Source organism: Phyllobacterium sp. LjRoot231, from assembly GCF_964253365.1.
Lineage (GTDB): Bacteria > Pseudomonadota > Alphaproteobacteria > Rhizobiales > Rhizobiaceae > Phyllobacterium.
On the sequence record NZ_CAXUQT020000001.1, the window covers coordinates 3,147,326 to 3,163,101 of the forward strand.

The 15,776-nt window shown below is 55.7% G+C and carries 16 protein-coding genes and 2 pseudogenes; 10 read left to right on the forward strand and 8 right to left on the reverse strand.

The features are described 5' to 3' along the window. The first annotated feature begins 1 nt into the window (after nt 1). The 6 genes from ntrX (at nt 2) to hflX (ending at nt 5,997) form a co-directional block, all read left to right on the forward strand. Nucleotides 2-1,363, forward strand: a complete 1,362-nt coding sequence (gene ntrX, locus ACSQ3H_RS15510; RefSeq protein ID WP_436117875.1) for a nitrogen assimilation response regulator NtrX — start codon at nt 2-4, stop codon at nt 1,361-1,363. A gap of 95 nt (nt 1,364-1,458) precedes the next feature. Continuing rightward, a complete protein-coding gene (locus ACSQ3H_RS15515) occupies nt 1,459-2,223 on the forward strand; it encodes an MBL fold metallo-hydrolase (protein WP_436117876.1) in 765 nt (254 codons plus the stop codon). 8 nt (nt 2,224-2,231) lie between these two features. Beyond that, complete coding sequence (locus ACSQ3H_RS15520; RefSeq protein ID WP_436117877.1) at nt 2,232-3,335, forward strand: lactonase family protein; 1,104 nt, start codon at nt 2,232-2,234, stop codon at nt 3,333-3,335. A 12-nt stretch (nt 3,336-3,347) separates the two neighbouring features. Next, on the forward strand, nt 3,348-4,214 hold the full coding sequence (locus ACSQ3H_RS15525) for a D-amino-acid transaminase (protein WP_436117878.1): 867 nt from the start codon (nt 3,348-3,350) through the stop codon (nt 4,212-4,214). A 122-nt stretch (nt 4,215-4,336) separates the two neighbouring features. Further along, nucleotides 4,337-4,576, forward strand: coding sequence for an RNA chaperone Hfq (hfq, locus tag ACSQ3H_RS15530; protein ID WP_008129219.1), 240 nt, complete (start codon nt 4,337-4,339; stop codon nt 4,574-4,576). 8 nt (nt 4,577-4,584) lie between these two features. Continuing rightward, nucleotides 4,585-5,997, forward strand: coding sequence for a GTPase HflX (hflX, locus tag ACSQ3H_RS15535; RefSeq protein WP_436117879.1), 1,413 nt, complete (start codon nt 4,585-4,587; stop codon nt 5,995-5,997). A 6-nt stretch (nt 5,998-6,003) separates the two neighbouring features. On the opposite strand, the gene mazG is transcribed toward hflX, so the two are convergent. From mazG to ACSQ3H_RS15570, 7 genes are all read right to left on the reverse strand, one after another. Next, on the reverse strand, nt 6,004-6,825 hold the full coding sequence (gene mazG, locus ACSQ3H_RS15540) for a nucleoside triphosphate pyrophosphohydrolase (RefSeq protein ID WP_436117880.1): 822 nt from the start codon (nt 6,823-6,825) through the stop codon (nt 6,004-6,006). A 117-nt stretch (nt 6,826-6,942) separates the two neighbouring features. Further along, a complete protein-coding gene (locus tag ACSQ3H_RS15545) occupies nt 6,943-8,010 on the reverse strand; it encodes an ABC transporter ATP-binding protein (RefSeq protein ID WP_436117881.1) in 1,068 nt (355 codons plus the stop codon). Nucleotides 8,011-8,018: 8 nt separating this feature from the next. Beyond that, on the reverse strand, nt 8,019-8,831 hold the full coding sequence (locus ACSQ3H_RS15550; protein ID WP_436117882.1) for a carbohydrate ABC transporter permease: 813 nt from the start codon (nt 8,829-8,831) through the stop codon (nt 8,019-8,021). Between the two features lie 11 nt (nt 8,832-8,842). Continuing rightward, on the reverse strand, nt 8,843-9,745 hold the full coding sequence (locus ACSQ3H_RS15555) for a carbohydrate ABC transporter permease (protein WP_436117883.1): 903 nt from the start codon (nt 9,743-9,745) through the stop codon (nt 8,843-8,845). Nucleotides 9,746-9,816: 71 nt separating this feature from the next. Continuing rightward, nucleotides 9,817-11,025, reverse strand: a complete 1,209-nt coding sequence (locus tag ACSQ3H_RS15560; protein WP_436117884.1) for an ABC transporter substrate-binding protein — start codon at nt 11,023-11,025, stop codon at nt 9,817-9,819. Nucleotides 11,026-11,092: 67 nt separating this feature from the next. Then, complete coding sequence (locus ACSQ3H_RS15565; protein ID WP_436117885.1) at nt 11,093-11,989, reverse strand: sugar phosphate isomerase/epimerase family protein; 897 nt, start codon at nt 11,987-11,989, stop codon at nt 11,093-11,095. An 11-nt stretch (nt 11,990-12,000) separates the two neighbouring features. Next, nucleotides 12,001-13,023: a Gfo/Idh/MocA family protein gene (locus ACSQ3H_RS15570; RefSeq protein ID WP_436117886.1), complete on the reverse strand. Its 1,023-nt coding sequence runs from the start codon at nt 13,021-13,023 to the stop codon at nt 12,001-12,003. Nucleotides 13,024-13,187: 164 nt separating this feature from the next. On the opposite strand from ACSQ3H_RS15570, the gene ACSQ3H_RS15575 reads away from it, so the two are divergent. The 3 genes and pseudogenes from ACSQ3H_RS15575 to ACSQ3H_RS15585 all read left to right on the forward strand — a co-directional run. Further along, nucleotides 13,188-14,216 (forward strand): LacI family DNA-binding transcriptional regulator, encoded by a 1,029-nt coding sequence (locus ACSQ3H_RS15575; RefSeq protein WP_436117887.1) that lies wholly within the window; start codon nt 13,188-13,190, stop codon nt 14,214-14,216. A 9-nt stretch (nt 14,217-14,225) separates the two neighbouring features. Then, nucleotides 14,226-14,339: pseudogene (locus ACSQ3H_RS15580) on the forward strand (ABC transporter permease); the annotation flags it as partial. Then, nucleotides 14,339-14,535 (forward strand): annotated as a pseudogene (locus ACSQ3H_RS15585) (hypothetical protein); the annotation flags it as partial. The pseudogenes ACSQ3H_RS15580 and ACSQ3H_RS15585, both read left to right, overlap by 1 nt. Here ACSQ3H_RS15585 and ACSQ3H_RS15590 read toward each other — a convergent pair. Then, complete coding sequence (locus ACSQ3H_RS15590) at nt 14,527-14,925, reverse strand: hypothetical protein (protein WP_436117888.1); 399 nt, start codon at nt 14,923-14,925, stop codon at nt 14,527-14,529. The pseudogene ACSQ3H_RS15585 and the gene ACSQ3H_RS15590 sit on opposite strands and share 9 nt — an antisense overlap. 357 nt (nt 14,926-15,282) lie before the next feature. Between ACSQ3H_RS15590 and ACSQ3H_RS15595 the strand changes: the two genes are divergently transcribed. Continuing rightward, nucleotides 15,283-15,747, forward strand: a complete 465-nt coding sequence (locus ACSQ3H_RS15595; protein ID WP_436117889.1) for a hypothetical protein — start codon at nt 15,283-15,285, stop codon at nt 15,745-15,747. Nucleotides 15,748-15,776 lie beyond the last annotated feature (29 nt).

Genomic DNA, 15,776 nt, shown 5'->3' on the forward strand with positions numbered 1-15,776 from the left:
TATGGCATCTGATATTCTTGTCGTCGACGACGAAGTCGACATCCGCGAACTTGTGGCTGGCATACTCAGCGATGAAGGCTATGAGGCTCGCGTTGCCTCGGACGCTGACAGCGCACTGGCTGCAATCGACGACCGCATTCCCAGACTGATTTTCCTCGACATCTGGATGCAAGGCAGCCGTCTGGATGGACTGGCGCTGCTTGACGAGATCAAGCTGCGGCATCCGGAGATCCCGGTTGTCATGATTTCCGGTCACGGCAATATCGAAACCGCCGTTTCGGCCATTCGCCGCGGCGCTTATGATTTCATCGAGAAACCCTTCAAGGCGGACCGGTTGATTCTGATTGCCGAGCGCGCGCTTGAAACGTCAAAACTGCGCCGCGAGGTTTCCGATCTGCGTAAGAGATCGAGCGAAAGCTTCGAACTTCTCGGCAGTTCGCTCTCCATGAACCATCTTCGCCAGACCATCGAACGGGTTGCGCCCACCAACAGCCGCATCATGATCACCGGACCATCCGGCGCCGGCAAGGAACTGACCGCGCGCGCCATTCATGCGTTATCGACGCGTTCGAAAGGACCGTTTGTCAATCTGAACGCCGCGACAATCACACCAGAACGCATGGAAGTCGAATTGTTCGGTACCGAATCCGACGGGGGCGAGCGCAAGGTCGGCGCCTTGGAAGAAGCACATGGCGGCATTCTTTACCTCAACGAAATCGCCGATATGCCGCGGGAAACCCAGAACAAGATTTTGCGGGTCCTGGTGGACCAGCAGTTCGAACGGGTAGGGGGAACCAAGCGGATCAAGGTCGACGTTCGGATCATTTCCTCGACCGCCCAGAATCTTGAGGCAATGATTGCCGAAGGTCGCTTCCGCGAAGATTTGTTCCATCGGCTCGCAGTGGTTCCCGTGATCGTGCCGCCTTTGGCTGATCGGCGTGACGATATTCCCGCGCTTGTCGAGTTCTTCATGGGACAGATTGCCGAGCAGGCTGGTATCAAGCCGCGCAAGATTGGCCCGGATGCAATGGCGGTACTTCAATCGCACTCATGGCCAGGAAATATTCGCCAGTTGCGCAACAATATCGAGCGCTTGATCATTCTTGCGCGCGGCGACAATCCAGAGTCCGTGATCACCGCTGATTTACTGCCCGCGGAGATTGGCGATACACTGCCAAAACCCCCGACCGAATCGGATCAGCACATCATGGCGCTACCCTTGCGTGAAGCGCGTGAGCGGTTCGAGAAGGAATATCTGATTGCCCAGATCAATCGTTTTGGTGGAAATATCTCGCGCACGGCCGAATTCGTTGGCATGGAGCGTTCGGCATTACATCGCAAGCTGAAGTCCCTCGGAGTCTGACCAAGCCATCCAGTTTCGCAGTCCCGCCTCTACTCCTTTGATCGTTTGCCGCTACGCGCTGTCCCGCAGCACCTTCCAGAAAGGGATGCAGCCAAATGAAATTGCAACTCCTCCGCAACGCAACGCTGAAGCTTGACTATGCCGGCACGACTATCCTGATCGATCCGGATTTCGGGCCAAAACACAGTCGTCCGTCCTTCACCGGCCGCTCCCCCAATCCGATGGTTGACCTTCCGGCATCGACGGATGAAATCCTGGCTGGGGTGGAGCTCGTCATCGTCTCACATCTCCATGCTGATCATTTCGACAAGGTCGCGCAGGAACTGGTCCCAAAACATCTGCCGCTCTTTTGCCAGCCGGGTGACGAGGAAAAGATCCGATCGTTCGGATTCACCGACGTTACGCCGCTGAATGATGAATTGACGTATGGCGGTATCCGACTGACGTGCCGCGACGGCAATCATGGCTCAGGCCCCGTGCTCGAAAAGATGGGACACGTCATCGGTTTCACGATCGAGGCAGACCGCGAACCATCGATCTATTGGGCAGGTGATACTATCCTCTATCCGCCTGTACGGGAGACAATTGCTACCAGCGCGCCGGACATCATCATCACCCATTCCTGCGGGGCCAAATGGGACGATACCCTGATTGTCATGGACGCGGAACAGACTATCGAGGTTTGCCGCATTGCTCCCAAAGATACGAGGATCATAGTGACCCACATGGAAGCACTCGACCATGCTACTGTAACGCGTGACGACCTTCAGGCCTATGCGAACGCCCACGACATCGCTAAGCATAAGCTCCTAATTCCGAGTGATGGGGAGATTCTCCGTCTCACCGCTCCGAACGCATGAGAACAACAATGTCAAAAACCTTTGCTTTTGTCGGTAATCTGAACCGCAATGCCTTGCCCGGTGAGGGAAAGGGCATCAGTGTCTTTCAATTTGATGGTGAGACGGGAGACCTGACTCTCGCGAGCGAATATTTGGCGATCGATAATCCGGGTTATCTGGCGATCGATGAGAAACGCAAGCGCCTCTACGCCGCTGTGGAAGTTCCAGCGTGGAATGAAAATCTGACCGCAGCCTTCGACATCAATCCCGCGACCGGCGCGCTGTCCTATATCAATATGCAATCGACATTGGGCAACACCACCTGCCATCTTGGCTTCGACCAGTCCGGTGAGCTTCTCTTAGCCTCCAACTATACGGTTGCGGAATTGGGTGCACGTCCGGGCAATGCAATTGCGGCCCTTGCCATACGTGCTGACGGCGGGCTGGAACCTGCCTTTGCCGCTGCAATCCATGAGGGCCCGAACGCCATCCTGCCGACTGAGAAGCGCCAGCACGGCCATTGTGCTGTGGTGAGCCCCGACAATCGCACGGTCTTTGTCTGCGATCTCGGGCTGGACCGGATCATGGCCTATAGACTGCCGAAGAAAGGCGAAAACCTGGCCCTCGCCGCAACGCCATTCACGCAATTGCCTGATGGTGCCGGACCACGGCATATGACGTTCCACCCAAATGGCAAAATAGCTTATGTCATCAACGAGTTGAACAGCACTGTTTCGGTTCTGCATTATAATCCTGAAACCGCCGAACTCACGATTGCCCAGACCTTGCCGACCTTGCCGGAAGGGTTCACCGGAACCAACACCTGCGCGGAAATTGCCGTCAGTGCCGATGGGCGTTTCCTTTATGGGTCAAACCGCGGCCATAACAGCATTGTGAGTTATGCGATCGCAACTTCCGGTGAAATTGCGTTGATTGGCTGGACGCCGTCGCAAGGTATTGGCCCGCGCAATTTCGCCATTGATCCATCCGGCAAGTTTATGCTGGTCGCCAATCAAAAGGGCGGCGGAATTGCCATTTTCAAACGCGACATCGGCACCGGTGCACTTGAGGACACCGGCAAACGCGTTGCGCTGGGCACGCCCATGCGCATGGTTTTCGGTACATTCAATTAAGAAGGAGACGCGATGTCGCGCATTGCCTATGTAAACGGTCAGTATGTCCAGCATTCCGAAGCCGGTATCCACATTGAGGACCGCGGCTATCAGTTCGCCGACGGTGTCTATGAAGTCTGCGAGATCGCACGCGGCAATATCATGGACATGACCCGCCACCTCGACAGGTTGAATCGTTCACTTTCTGAATTGAAGATTGCTTGGCCGATGGCGCGCAAGGCTCTGCAGACGGTGATCAAGGAGGTTGTGCGCCGGAATCGGGTTCACGACGGTCTTGTCTATTTGCAGGTCACGCGCGGCGTTGCCAGGCGCGATCACGTGTTTCCGTCAGCAGATACGCCGCCAGCCGTTGTCATCACTGCAAAACGCACCAGTCCCGCAGCAGCGGCCGTTCGTGCCGCCAAGGGCATCAAGGTGATAACTGTGCCGGAGAACCGCTGGGAACGCGTGGACATCAAGTCCATTGGTTTGTTGCCGAATGTACTCGCCCGCCAGCAGGCGAAGGACCTGGGTGCTCAGGAGGCGTGGTTTATCGATTCGGACGGCATCGTCAAGGAAGGGGCTGCGACCAACGCCTGGATCGTTACCAAGGATGGCGTCTTGGTCACCCGTCCCGCAGAGTACGGCATTTTGCGCGGAATTACCCGCACCACCATTTTCGACGTGGCAAAAAAGCTGGGACTGAAGATCGAGGAGAGAGGCTTTTCTGTCGATGAAGCAAAGAAAGCCAAGGAAGTTTTCATGACCGCTGCGTCAACTGTTGTCATGCCAATCGTTGCGATTGACGGCGAATCGGTGGCAAATGGTCATCCTGGAACAACTACACTTTCCTTACGGGAAGCGTTTTTTGACATTGCGGAAAAAACGCCATCCTGTTAACCGGAGAGTGAGGGGACTAACAGAGCGCTATTTTTCACCTCCTGCTGGAGCAGAGAAAGTTTGCTTCCGCCGCAGAATTTTGTATGAGACACGTTTGCTGATCGCATAAAAGGACAAAAACAATGGCTGAACGATCGCAGAATCTTCAGGATCTTTTTCTGAATTCAGTCAGAAAACAGAAGATTTCTCTGACAATATTCCTCATTAATGGTGTGAAACTGACTGGAATTGTCACGTCTTTCGACAATTTCTGCGTTCTTTTGCGCCGTGACGGCCATTCGCAGCTCGTCTATAAGCATGCCATCTCGACCATTATGCCGAGTCAACCCGTGCAGATGTTCGAAGTTGAAGAAAGCGACTGAGACCACATTTGACCAAGGATTCCACGCGTAACGCACAGAAGACTGGCGGAATTGCTGACAACGGCGAAACCGCCAGGGAAGCTACGCGCGCGGTCGTCATCGTGCCCGTGCTGCCCCAACGCTTTACCGATGGCAGCAAGCGCGACGAAAATAACCGTCCCAAGTATCAACGTGAATTCCAGCGTAGCGATGAGGCACGGCTCGAAGAAGCCGAAGGCCTCGCTCGCGCCATCGATCTCGACATCGTCCATTCAGATATCGTGCAGGTTTCCACTCCGCGTCCGGCTACATTGCTCGGAACCGGCAAGGTCGAAGCCATTGGCGAGATCGTAGAAGCTTCGCATGCGGAACTGGTGATCGTTGACCATTCGCTGACACCGGTGCAGCAGCGCAATCTCGAAAAGGAATGGAATGCCAAGGTTCTGGACAGGACCGGGCTCATTCTCGAGATTTTCGGACGGCGCGCTCAGACGAAGGAAGGCACCTTACAGGTCGAACTGGCGCACTTGACCTATCAGAAGGGTCGTCTGGTTCGCAGCTGGACCCACTTGGAACGTCAGCGCGGCGGTGGCGGCTTCCTCGGCGGTCCGGGTGAAACTCAGATCGAAGCGGACAGACGAGCATTGCAGGAGAAGATTCTGCGCATCAAGCGCGAGCTTGAAACGGTCGTTCGTACCCGAACCCTGCACCGGGTGAAACGCAAGAAAGTGCCGCATCCCGTGGTGGCGCTCGTCGGCTATACCAATGCGGGCAAGTCCACGCTGTTCAATCGTCTTACCGGAGCAGGGGTCGTTGCCGAAGACATGCTCTTTGCCACGCTCGATCCGACGCTACGCCGTATCCGCCTGGAACATGGCGAGACGATCATCCTGTCAGATACGGTCGGATTCATCTCCAACCTGCCGACGCATCTCGTCGCTGCTTTCCGCGCGACCCTGGAAGAAGTGGTCGAAGCTGACCTCATCCTGCATGTGCGCGATATTTCCGATCCGGACACCGCTGCGCAGGCGGAAGATGTGCACGCGATCATGACCAGCCTCGGTATTGAACGTGGCGACACCAAACGCATTATCGAAGTCTGGAACAAGATCGATCTCCTCGACGATGCCGGACGCGAGGCGGCACAGCGTCTCAGTACGGCCGCAACCGGCAACGAGCATCCAATTCCGGTCTCGGCGATAACGGGCGAGGGTGTCGACGCCCTGCTCAAGGAGATCGAAGACCGGATTGCAGGCAAGCTTTCGCACGTCAAGATCACTTTGCAGCATAATCAAATGCGCTTGATGGACTGGATATATCAGCATTCGAGCAATGTGAAGCGCAAGGACCTCGATGACGGGTCAATCGCCTTGACTATGGATATGACCGCCGCATCCAACAAAATTCTTGATGAGAAATTATTGAGCAGAAACAGACATTAACGCAAGTTACTTTGCCTTCTTTGCCTGCTGCCATAGCGCTTCCATTTCGTCGAGTGTTGCGTCTTCAAGCGTCTGTTGCTGCTCGGTAAGTTTGCGCTCAATATAATGGAAGCGCCTGCGGAACTTCTCATTCGTTCCGCGAAGCGCGCTTTCCGGTTCGAGCTTCAGATGACGGCCGAGATTGACTAGGGCAAAGAGCAGATCGCCATATTCTTCCTCGGTGTCTTGTCGATCGCCGCTGGCGATTGCCTCTTTCAACTCCCCGATTTCTTCCTGGATCTTGTCAAGGATCGGGCCAGCCTCTGACCAATCAAAACCGACTTTCGCGGCTTTCTGCTGTAGCTTCAAAGCCCGCATCAAAGCTGGAAACCCGTGTGGAATATCGTCGAGAAACCCGTCCGCCTCAGCCAAGCCGAGGTTGAGCGCCGCGCGACGCTCGCGGCGTTCGGCTTTTTCCTCCGCCTTGATCTTATCCCACATGCCTTTGGCCATGCCGGCTCCACGCGCAGCTTCTTCACCAAAGACGTGGGGGTGACGGCGGATCATCTTGTGGGTGATGGCTTGGACCACATCACCAAAATCGAATGCCTTCAGTTCTTCGGCCATGCGGGCGTGGAAAACCACCTGCAGCAGCAAGTCGCCAAGTTCCTCGCGCAGGTCGTCAATGTCGTTGCGCTCGATGGCGTCGATGACCTCAAAGGCTTCCTCAAGCGTATATGGCGCGATTGATTTGAAATTCTGTTCGAGATCCCACGGACAGCCGGTAACGGGCGTGCGCAACGCTGCCATGATGTCGAGAAGGCGGGTGATGTCGCGTGATGGTTTCATGGGCGAAACAATAGGCCAGGTCAGAAGCGGCGAATATGACGAAGGGCTGCTGTTAAAGGCTTGTCCACAACATCCACATAATGCCGAGTTTCGTCTCTGAGAGCTACCAACAAAAATTTAGACAGACAGCTCAGTTTCCCGATCGAAGAGGTGGATATTGCTGGAGGAAATGTGCAAGCGAATTTTGTCGCCCTTGCTGCTTTCAGGCCTGCCGCTATGCGCCACAATCACTGGCTGGGCGGCGAGTTCAATAACGATAAAGGTCATGCTTCCTGTGGACTCAATGCCAGCCACGACGGCGTCGATGGCGATGTCCGAGGAACCGGGGCTCAAGAAGAGATGCTCGGGACGCATGCCAACCCAGAGTTTACGGCCAGCATCAACATTGCGTTTGAGGTTCAAAGGGTTTGCGCCGTCGTTGTCCAGGATAATAGTGCCGTTGTTCCCCGCTATGGCAGGCAGGAAATTCATCGCGGGTGAACCGATAAAGCCGGCGACAAATTTATTCGTCGGGCGATCGTAAAGGTCCAGCGGGCTGCCCTGCTGTTCAATCACACCGGATCGCATCACGACGACATGGTCCGCCATTGTCATCGCCTCGACCTGATCGTGGGTGACATAGACGGAGGTTGCTTTCAGACGCTCATGCAGTTTGCGGATTTCGCTGCGCATGTGGACTCGCAGCGCTGCGTCAAGATTGGAGAGCGGTTCGTCGAACAGGAATACCTTCGGATTTCGGACGATAGCCCGGCCCATGGCAACACGCTGCCGCTGACCGCCGGACAGGGCCTTTGGCAGACGGTCGAGAAGACCGTCAAGCCCGAGAGTTTCGGCGGCCACTCGTGTGCGCTCCGAGATTTCATCCTTTGGACGACGCTTCAAGCGCATCGAATAGTTCATATTATGCTCGACATCCATGTGCGGATAGAGCGCGTATGACTGAAACACCATTGCCACGTCGCGCTCACGCGGCGGTTTGCCGACGACGCTTTCTCCTGCAATGCGGACGTCGCCGGAGCTGGTTTTCTCGAGCCCGGCAAGCGTGCGCAACAATGTGGATTTGCCGCAACCGGAGGGTCCGACCAGTGCTACAAATGAGCCTTGTTCGATGGCAATGTTGATATCCTTCAGCGCATGAAATCCGCCATAATGCTTGTTCAGATGGTCGATCTCGATCTGGAGCATGGTTTACCTCATTTCAGGGCGCCGGCGGTCAGGCCGCTGACGATCCGCCGTTGCAAGAGCATGAACACGATCAGGATGGGCGTCACATAGATGGCCGCGTAGGTCATGATGCCATTCCAGTCATTGGCATTCGGACCCATGAAAGTCTGCAGCCCCACCGTTGCTGTCTGCAATTCGTTCTTGGCGATCAGCGAGCGCGCATAGACATATTCGCCGAAGGATTGCAGGAAGATCAGCACCGACGTGACGAGAATCCCATTGCGCGCCAAGGGCAGCATGATGTGGAAGAAGGCGCCGATGCGCGACGATCCGTCGACGAGCGCCGCTTCTTCCAGTTCCCGCGGCACCTGTACGAATGTTGCCCGGCAGAGGACGATGTAGAGCGGCAAGACCTTGGCCGTTTGCGCCAGGATGACAGCGATACGCGGACTGGCCAGAAGACCGATTTGATTGAACATAACGAAGATGGGTGTGACCATGAGGGACGACGGCAAGACCTGCATCATCAGGATCGCGAAGAGGGCGATTTCGATCCAGACGTTACGTACGCGCGACAATACGTAAGCACATCCGGTCCCCAATGTCGTAGCAAGGATCGTAACGCCTATAGCGATGAGCAGCGAATTCCAGATGTACTGCCCCATACCACGGCTCTTCCATACCTCCAGAAAATTCCACTGCGGGTCGGCTGGCCAAAAAGTCGGCGGATACTGGAAAATCTCGGTACTGCTTTTCAAGGCAGTCAGGTACATCCAGTAGAGCGGGAACAGATAGATCGCCGTCATGGCCAAACCGATAGCGAGAAGAACGTAGCGTTTCATCAGCGTCCTCCTCAGTAGCTGTGTTCGTGGCGTGTGGAGCGCACATAGACTGCTGCAACCACGATGACGAAGATAATCATGAGAACGGAGACGGCGCTGCCGAGCGAAATTTCGTACGTCTGGAATGAAAGCTGCCACGACCAATATTGCGCAACATTCGAGCTGTCGGCCGGCCCGCCTTGTGTGAGCGCCGCGATCAGGTCGAACTGTTGCAACGTAAAGATCACGCCCAGCGATATCACGGCGCCAAGCTGCGCGCGCATCAGAGGGAGGGTTATAGATCGAAAGCGTTCGAATGCTCCTGCGCCATCAAGTTCGGCGGCCTCGTAGACGTCACGCGGTATGCTCGCGAGACCGACGGAGAGCAGGATCATGTTGAAGGGAATGCCGAGCCAGATATTGGCGATGATAACGGCATAGAGCGCTACGTTTGGGTCTGAGAGCCAGAAGATGCGGTCATCGGCAATCCCCAGTGATGTCAGGGCGTAGTTGATAACGCCAAAATCGCCGGCGAAAAGCCATTTCCAGATTGCGCCGACGACGAGTGCGGGCATGATCCATCCGGCTAGGAACAGGCCACGCAAATAGCTGGCCCCCGGAAAGTCCTGTTGGAAGAAAAGTGCCAGCCCGAAACCGATTGAAAGCTGGAACACGATCGACAGCACCACGAACTTCAACGTGTTCCAGAAAACCGTACCGGCGATGGGCTGGGAGAAGATATCGTAGTAATTCTGCAAGCCCACGAAGGGCCGGCTGAACGACGTGATGGTGAACATGTCGACGGTCTGCAGCGACATGATGATGTTGTAGACGATCGGAAAAGCCGAGAAGGTGACGAGATAGAGCAGAGCAAGCCCAAGCAGAAGGATATCGAATCCGCTGCCGTCCCGGATGGTTCTGATGATGCTCTGCACCGCGTCCTCCCGCTTGCCGCTTCAAAATTGGTCGTCGCTCCCCCGCATGCGCGAAGGAGCGATTGTCAAAATTATTTGTCCAAAACAGCGTCGATTTGCTTCTGTGCGGTAACAAGCGCGGTCTTCGCATCGCTCTGATGCGTCAACGATGACTGGATCGCAGTGTAGATAGCCTTCGAAATCTTTGGCCACTCGGGGTGAGGACCGCGATTGCGCGCATATTTCATGCTTTCCTCGAACACCGCGTAAATTGCAGGTGTCTTCGGATCATTGGACTTCACGTTCGCGGCGGGCAGAAAACCGAAACGGTTCCATACATCGGGCATCTTGCCATAGAGGAACTCAAGCAGAATGAACGCCTCTTTCGGGTGTTCACTGTTGGCGAGGATGACATTGTCGCCTTCGCCAAGCGCCGATGCGCGGGTTGCACCTTCCTGCGGAACCGGCAAAAGCGCGGCGCGATAATCGAATTTTGCTTCACGTCCCATGCGAGGAAGTTCCCATGGACCGGAAATGGCCATCGCTGCATTGCCGGCATTGAAGGTACCGGTCGAGTCAAACTGGCTGCGGATCAAAGTATCGGGAGACGCAAGCTTCTCGTCCAACAGCTTGCCCCAGAAATTCAGAACCTTGACGCCGCCTTCAGTATCGACCTTGTTGTAGTCACCGCCTGCCATTTGCAGCCAGGGCAAGAATTGGAATGTGCCCTCTTCGGTGGCCACGGCCGAAAATGCCAAACCATAGATATTCTTGGCCGGATCGCTGAGTTTCTTCGCGGCGGCGTAAAGCTCGTCCCATGTCTTGGGCGGATTGTCCGGGTCAAGGCCTTTCGCCTTGAACATGTCCGCATTGTAGTAGAGCGCCAGTGTATTCGCGCCGCGCGGAATGCCGTAGATCTTCCCGTCCCAGGTAACTGAGGAAAGCGGGCCGGGGAAAATCTCCTCCTTCTTGATCACCTTCGATTCAGCCAGCATGGGGCTTAGATCCAACAGCAGGCCGCGCGAGGCGAAGAGTGCGACTTCAGGATTGTCGATGTAGGTTACGTCAGGCGATTCACCGGTTGCGGTGGCGCGCGCCAGATCGTTGACCATGTCGCGGAACTGAACGGTCTTGATGTTCAGCTTGATGTCCGGATGAGACTGTTCGAACTCGTCCTTCAACAGGTACATGTACTGGTCTGGACGATCGATCGTCCAGATATCCAGCGTTACCGGCTCGGCTTGAGCGGCACCGGACATGAGCAGCGATGCAGCCGCGATCCATTTCATAACTGGTTTCATGCTTTCCTCCTCTTGTTGCTGGTCCAGCCCGCTCGCTTCTTGTGGCAAGATTGACCGATGTCGAGTTTTAGGGGTTGGGGACGTATGAGCCGCCGCGGCTCTGCTTGAGATAGTTGAGCGAATGCACTTGCCCGGTCATTTCCAGTTCATTGCGATAAACCGGATCGTGCCAACCTTCGATGTCGATCGAGCCCGACCACCCAGCAAGCCGCAGTTCGGAAATCACATCGACCCAGTTGGTGTCGCCGAAACCCGGCGAGCGCATGAATACGAATTTCTCCTTGCCGAAGATGCCGTGCTCGCGGATGACCTCCCAGCGGATCGTCGCGTCCTTGCCGTGAACATGGAAAATCTTCGGCGCCCATTTGCGGATTTGCGGGAGCGGGTCGATCAGATAGACCATCTGATGGCATGGCTCCCATTCAAGACCAATATTATCGGCTGGGACTTCGTTGAAGATCATTTCCCAGGCGTCGGGGTTATGCGCAATGTTCCAGTCGCCGCTCGCCCAATTGCCATCCATGGCGCAGTTTTCGAAGGCAAGTTTTAAACCTTTGTCGGCAGCACGCTTGGCCAGTTCTGTCCAGACTTTCCTGTATTGCGGCAGGCTTTCCTCAATTGGCTTACCGCGAACGCGCCCGGTAAAACCGGCAATCGTCGTCGCACCGAAATGGTGCGCGTTGTCGATGAGCGCTTCCCAACCTTTCAGCGTTTCGCGGTCGATTTCTGTGTCCTCAAGCGGATTGCCGAACATGCCAAGTGTTGACATGGTGACATCCGCATCGCCGATCGCTTCCTTCAACTCCTCGGCAAGTCTTGGCAGATCCTTGTTCATCACCTGCCAGAAGAACGGTTCGAAGCTCTCAAAACCGTGCGGCAAGATGCTTTTGATATAGGCAGCGGGGTCGGGCGCATTACCCTTGATCATGGTACCGATACGGATGGCTTTTGCCGGGTTGCTCACTTCGAACTCCTTTAGATCGTGATTTCGATGCGTCGTCCGGATTCGGCACTGTCGATCGCTCCGAGCACCATGGCGAGGCTCTTGATATTTTCCGTGCCGGCGGTCTCCGGTGGCGGACCGCCGCGTGTGGCCGCAATGAAATCCTGCATGACTCCGAGGTGACCGCCGATACGATCAGACGCGTCGAGGGGAGGGATATCGACGGCGGTCACCCCGGAAAACAGGCCTTCTCTGCCGGAGGTGACGGCTTCGGCCCGTATGTCATCGTATCCGTCCCAGACAATCGAACCCTTGCTGCCGACGATACGCCATGCGCTCTCCCAGCTTGTGCGCAAACCGTCGGCGCACCAACTGCCGCGATAAGTGAAAACCGCGCCATTGGAGAATTCGAAGATGGCGGCTGCCGATGACCCCTGGCTGTACCAGGAGTTGCCGGGCTCCCACTCGCGGGCGTAGACGGCGTTGGCGGCATCTCCTGCAAGGTAGCGAGCGGCGTCGAATGTATGGATCGCCATGTCGAGAAACAGAACGTGGCGCATCTCTTCGCGGAAACCGCCGAAATGCGGAGCGAGAAAAAAATCGCAATGGAGGCTGGTCACTTCGCCAATGGCGCCCGACTGGATAAGCCTGCGGATGCGGCGGATCTGTGCCAGATATCGCCGGTTTTGCACGACGGCATGAATTCGGCCTGTGTCGCTCGCACGGTGAACGAGATCGTGCGCTTCCTCCAGCGTTTCTGCCATCGGTTTTTCGGAAAGAACATGGCAGCCGGCCTCCAGCCCAGCCGCAACTGTTGCATGCCGGGCGGCTGGCACCACGATGTCGAAAATGATGTCGGGAGAGGTTTGAGCGAGAACTTCAGGTAGATTGCAGCCGACAGCCGCAGTCTCCCAACCGAACTCCTTGGCGCGGTGTTCAGCGCGCCCGGTATCGAGGTCGACGATGCCGACAATTTCGACATCGCCGATGGTGCGGGCGGCCTCGAACCATGCTTTGCTCATGGCTCCGCAGCCGACTAGAACGGCACGTTGCATTTTTTCTCCTCCCAACGAAAACCATCAAAAATCAACGAAATCGATTGCAAATGGCTTCCGTAAACGTTTACGATTTCATATCGGAGTTTTATTTTTGTCAATCCCTCATTTCGGTGTTTTATGAGGGGCGGCCCTCAGAACGAGCGCGCCAAGGAGAAAAAAGTGTGAGTATTCGGGACCTTGCCCATCATTTAAATATTTCGATCGGAACTGTTTCGCGGGCGCTGAATGGCAAGTCCGACGTCAATCCCGAAACCCGCGAGCGCGTGCTCCTCGCGGCGAAAGAGCTCGGCTATGTCCCGAACCAGTCCGGCCGCAGCCTGCGACAGGGTACCACTAACACGATCGGTTTCATGATCGAGTCGTCTATCGAAACGGCCGACAATGGCGGCAGCTTCTTCATGCCGGTGTTCGAAGGCGTGCAATCCGTATTCAGGCGGCATCAACTCGATCTCGTGGCTCTACTGTGTGGAACCGATGAGGATCCCGGTGCCTATCTCAATCGCATAGTCGGACGCCGGTTTGTCGACGGATTGATTATTTCAGCGACAATGCGCAATGACCCGCGAATAACATTCCTGCTCGAGCGCAAGATCCCTTTCGTCACGCTTGGGCGCAGTGCCACGGGCGGCCAATATCCTTGGATCGATCTTGACTTTGAAGGCGTTGCGGCGACAGCCGTAACCCGGCTGGTCAACTTCGGCCACCAGCGAATTGCGATCGGGGTACCGGCCAGTGATATCAATCTTGGCTACGTTTTCGTGGAAGGTTACAAACGCGCATTGAGCGCCAACGGGATCAGCTTCGATCCTGATCTTGTTTTTCCGGCGAACAGCAATGAAGAGGGCGGTTACCAGGTTGCTAGCGCGATGCTGGCGCAGAAGCGGATGCCGACCGCGGTCATTCTGGTGAATGAAAACATGGCGATCGGTCTTTACCGGCGCTTCTACGAAGCGGACATCCATCCCGGCCGGGATATTGCCGTCATCGGTTTTCGCGAAAGCACGCAAAGCCGCTTCCTGTCGCCCACTCTCACATGTTTTCGGATTTCGCTCCGCGATCTCGGTATCCGGCTTGCCGAGGCGCTGCTTTCGACCATGCCGGCATTCGAGAAGGACTATCCGCCGGACAAGACCGAACTGATCTGGCCGATGGAACTTGTTCCGGGAGAAAGCGATCGTTTATCGCTCTAACGTGCATGCCCCGATATAGCCGAAACGCTGCGTCTGGTCCTGGGTTGGGCATGGACGTATGTCATCGTCGCCGAGATGACCGGCGCGTCACTGGGTATCGGCTACATGATCATCAACAGCCGGCCTTGCGGTTCCAGACAATGTCGGCCCGTCCGGGGCGAATCAAATCGATTACACCGGTGCAGCTCCCCATCCACGCAACTACACCATCAAAGCTGCTCCTGAGTTCACGCAAATGCGGCTCCAGTTGACCGAAGAAATCCGCAACGAGACTATTCTTGCGGCTGAAGTGCATCAGATGATCGCGCTTTTACAATGATCTTGGCGGAACATAGAGACAAATCGATAGCCTTGCCCGGGGGTCGGCGGTGGCAGTACAGCGATGGAAAAACTGATCCTTTGATGGCTTGATGCGCGTATCACCATAGCCGATCAACTCGCCGGTCAGGACAACACGGTAGCCATTTGGCGTTTCTTGAATGGCGCCATCTTTCTCCTGCCAGCAGTCTGTCATGCTGCAACATTCAGCGCCGTATGCCCAGCCAAGCGGGGCGTCGTGCGCAAACGCCGGAGCTGCGAAGAGCAGAGCAATGATAAGGATCTTGTAACGTATGGCTCGCATCTCCTGCTCTTGCGGCTTGGCGAATCTCTCGCCTTCGCCTGTAACCATGACGCATGCTACATCAATCAGGATAAACCATGGCGACAAGCGAAGTTTCTTTTGAGCCCATGCGATTGCCTCCGACCGACTATCTTGCGTAATCTCCTCGAGAATCCATCAGCATTTTTATTGCAGGAGATGCTCACTCAGGGCCCAGAGGCGCTTGGCCGCGTCAGGATCGACGGCATAAGGCATCACTCCTGCGATCTGTGTTGAATCTCCGAGCTTCCAGCCGTCCACGGGAGCGCTCCCTAGTGGCGCGAAAGCGCATTCAGCAACGCATTCAAACGCGTGGTGGGCAAGGCACCCAAGCTCTACCGGAGTGCCGTTAACGCGAAATGATGATACCTTGCGTATTGCGCGCATGAGGGAAATCAAATGAGGAAACTGTGCCATGCTGCCATCTTGACGGTTTCACTTGGTGCAACGTCACTGACGTACGCAGAGCAGACTGATCCGGGTGTACCAACCAATCAGACGATGTGCAGCGATGCGCAGAACAAGCTCGCTGGCGCTGTAAAGAACTACAAGGGTGCGAAGTTTGCCCTTGATAGGGCAATTCAGCTTCTCGGATCGGCACGCTATTCCAGCAGAATTGGAAAGATGAAACTCGATATGGCCAGCAGGCAAGCCGACGTTGACGCTGCTACCGCCTCGTATGTTGGATCAATTGGCCCAGCCTATGGTGCGGTTGCGTTGGTAAACGTCAGCTGTAGCGATGACCTGATCAAGGTGCCCGGCATTCAATTCTTAAAAAGGGTCGACTTGGATGTCTCCAAATTCTTGGCCAGTGGTGCTGACAAACTGGCGGACGATCAGATGGCTGATATCAAAAAGATGTTCGATGAGATGAAGGAGAGGCACAAATAAAAGCTGCAGGCGATGCACGTGGATAGGGC

What these genes read in the sequence shown, in the direction of transcription:
- ACSQ3H_RS15515 (WP_436117876.1), top strand. Translation starts at nt 1,459, where the DNA reads ATGAAATTGCAACTCCTCCGCAACGCAACGCTGAAGCTTGACTATGCC.
- ACSQ3H_RS15520 (WP_436117877.1), top strand. Translation starts at nt 2,232, where the DNA reads ATGTCAAAAACCTTTGCTTTTGTCGGTAATCTGAACCGCAATGCCTTG.
- ACSQ3H_RS15545 (WP_436117881.1), bottom strand. Translation starts at nt 8,010, where the DNA reads ATGCTCCAGATCGAGATCGACCATCTGAACAAGCATTATGGCGGATTT.
- ACSQ3H_RS15525 (WP_436117878.1), top strand. Translation starts at nt 3,348, where the DNA reads ATGTCGCGCATTGCCTATGTAAACGGTCAGTATGTCCAGCATTCCGAA.
- ACSQ3H_RS15560 (WP_436117884.1), bottom strand. Translation starts at nt 11,025, where the DNA reads ATGAAACCAGTTATGAAATGGATCGCGGCTGCATCGCTGCTCATGTCC.
- ntrX (WP_436117875.1), top strand. Translation starts at nt 2, where the DNA reads ATGGCATCTGATATTCTTGTCGTCGACGACGAAGTCGACATCCGCGAA.
- ACSQ3H_RS15570 (WP_436117886.1), bottom strand. Translation starts at nt 13,023, where the DNA reads ATGCAACGTGCCGTTCTAGTCGGCTGCGGAGCCATGAGCAAAGCATGG.
- hfq (WP_008129219.1), top strand. Translation starts at nt 4,337, where the DNA reads ATGGCTGAACGATCGCAGAATCTTCAGGATCTTTTTCTGAATTCAGTC.
- mazG (WP_436117880.1), bottom strand. Translation starts at nt 6,825, where the DNA reads ATGAAACCATCACGCGACATCACCCGCCTTCTCGACATCATGGCAGCG.
- ACSQ3H_RS15550 (WP_436117882.1), bottom strand. Translation starts at nt 8,831, where the DNA reads ATGAAACGCTACGTTCTTCTCGCTATCGGTTTGGCCATGACGGCGATC.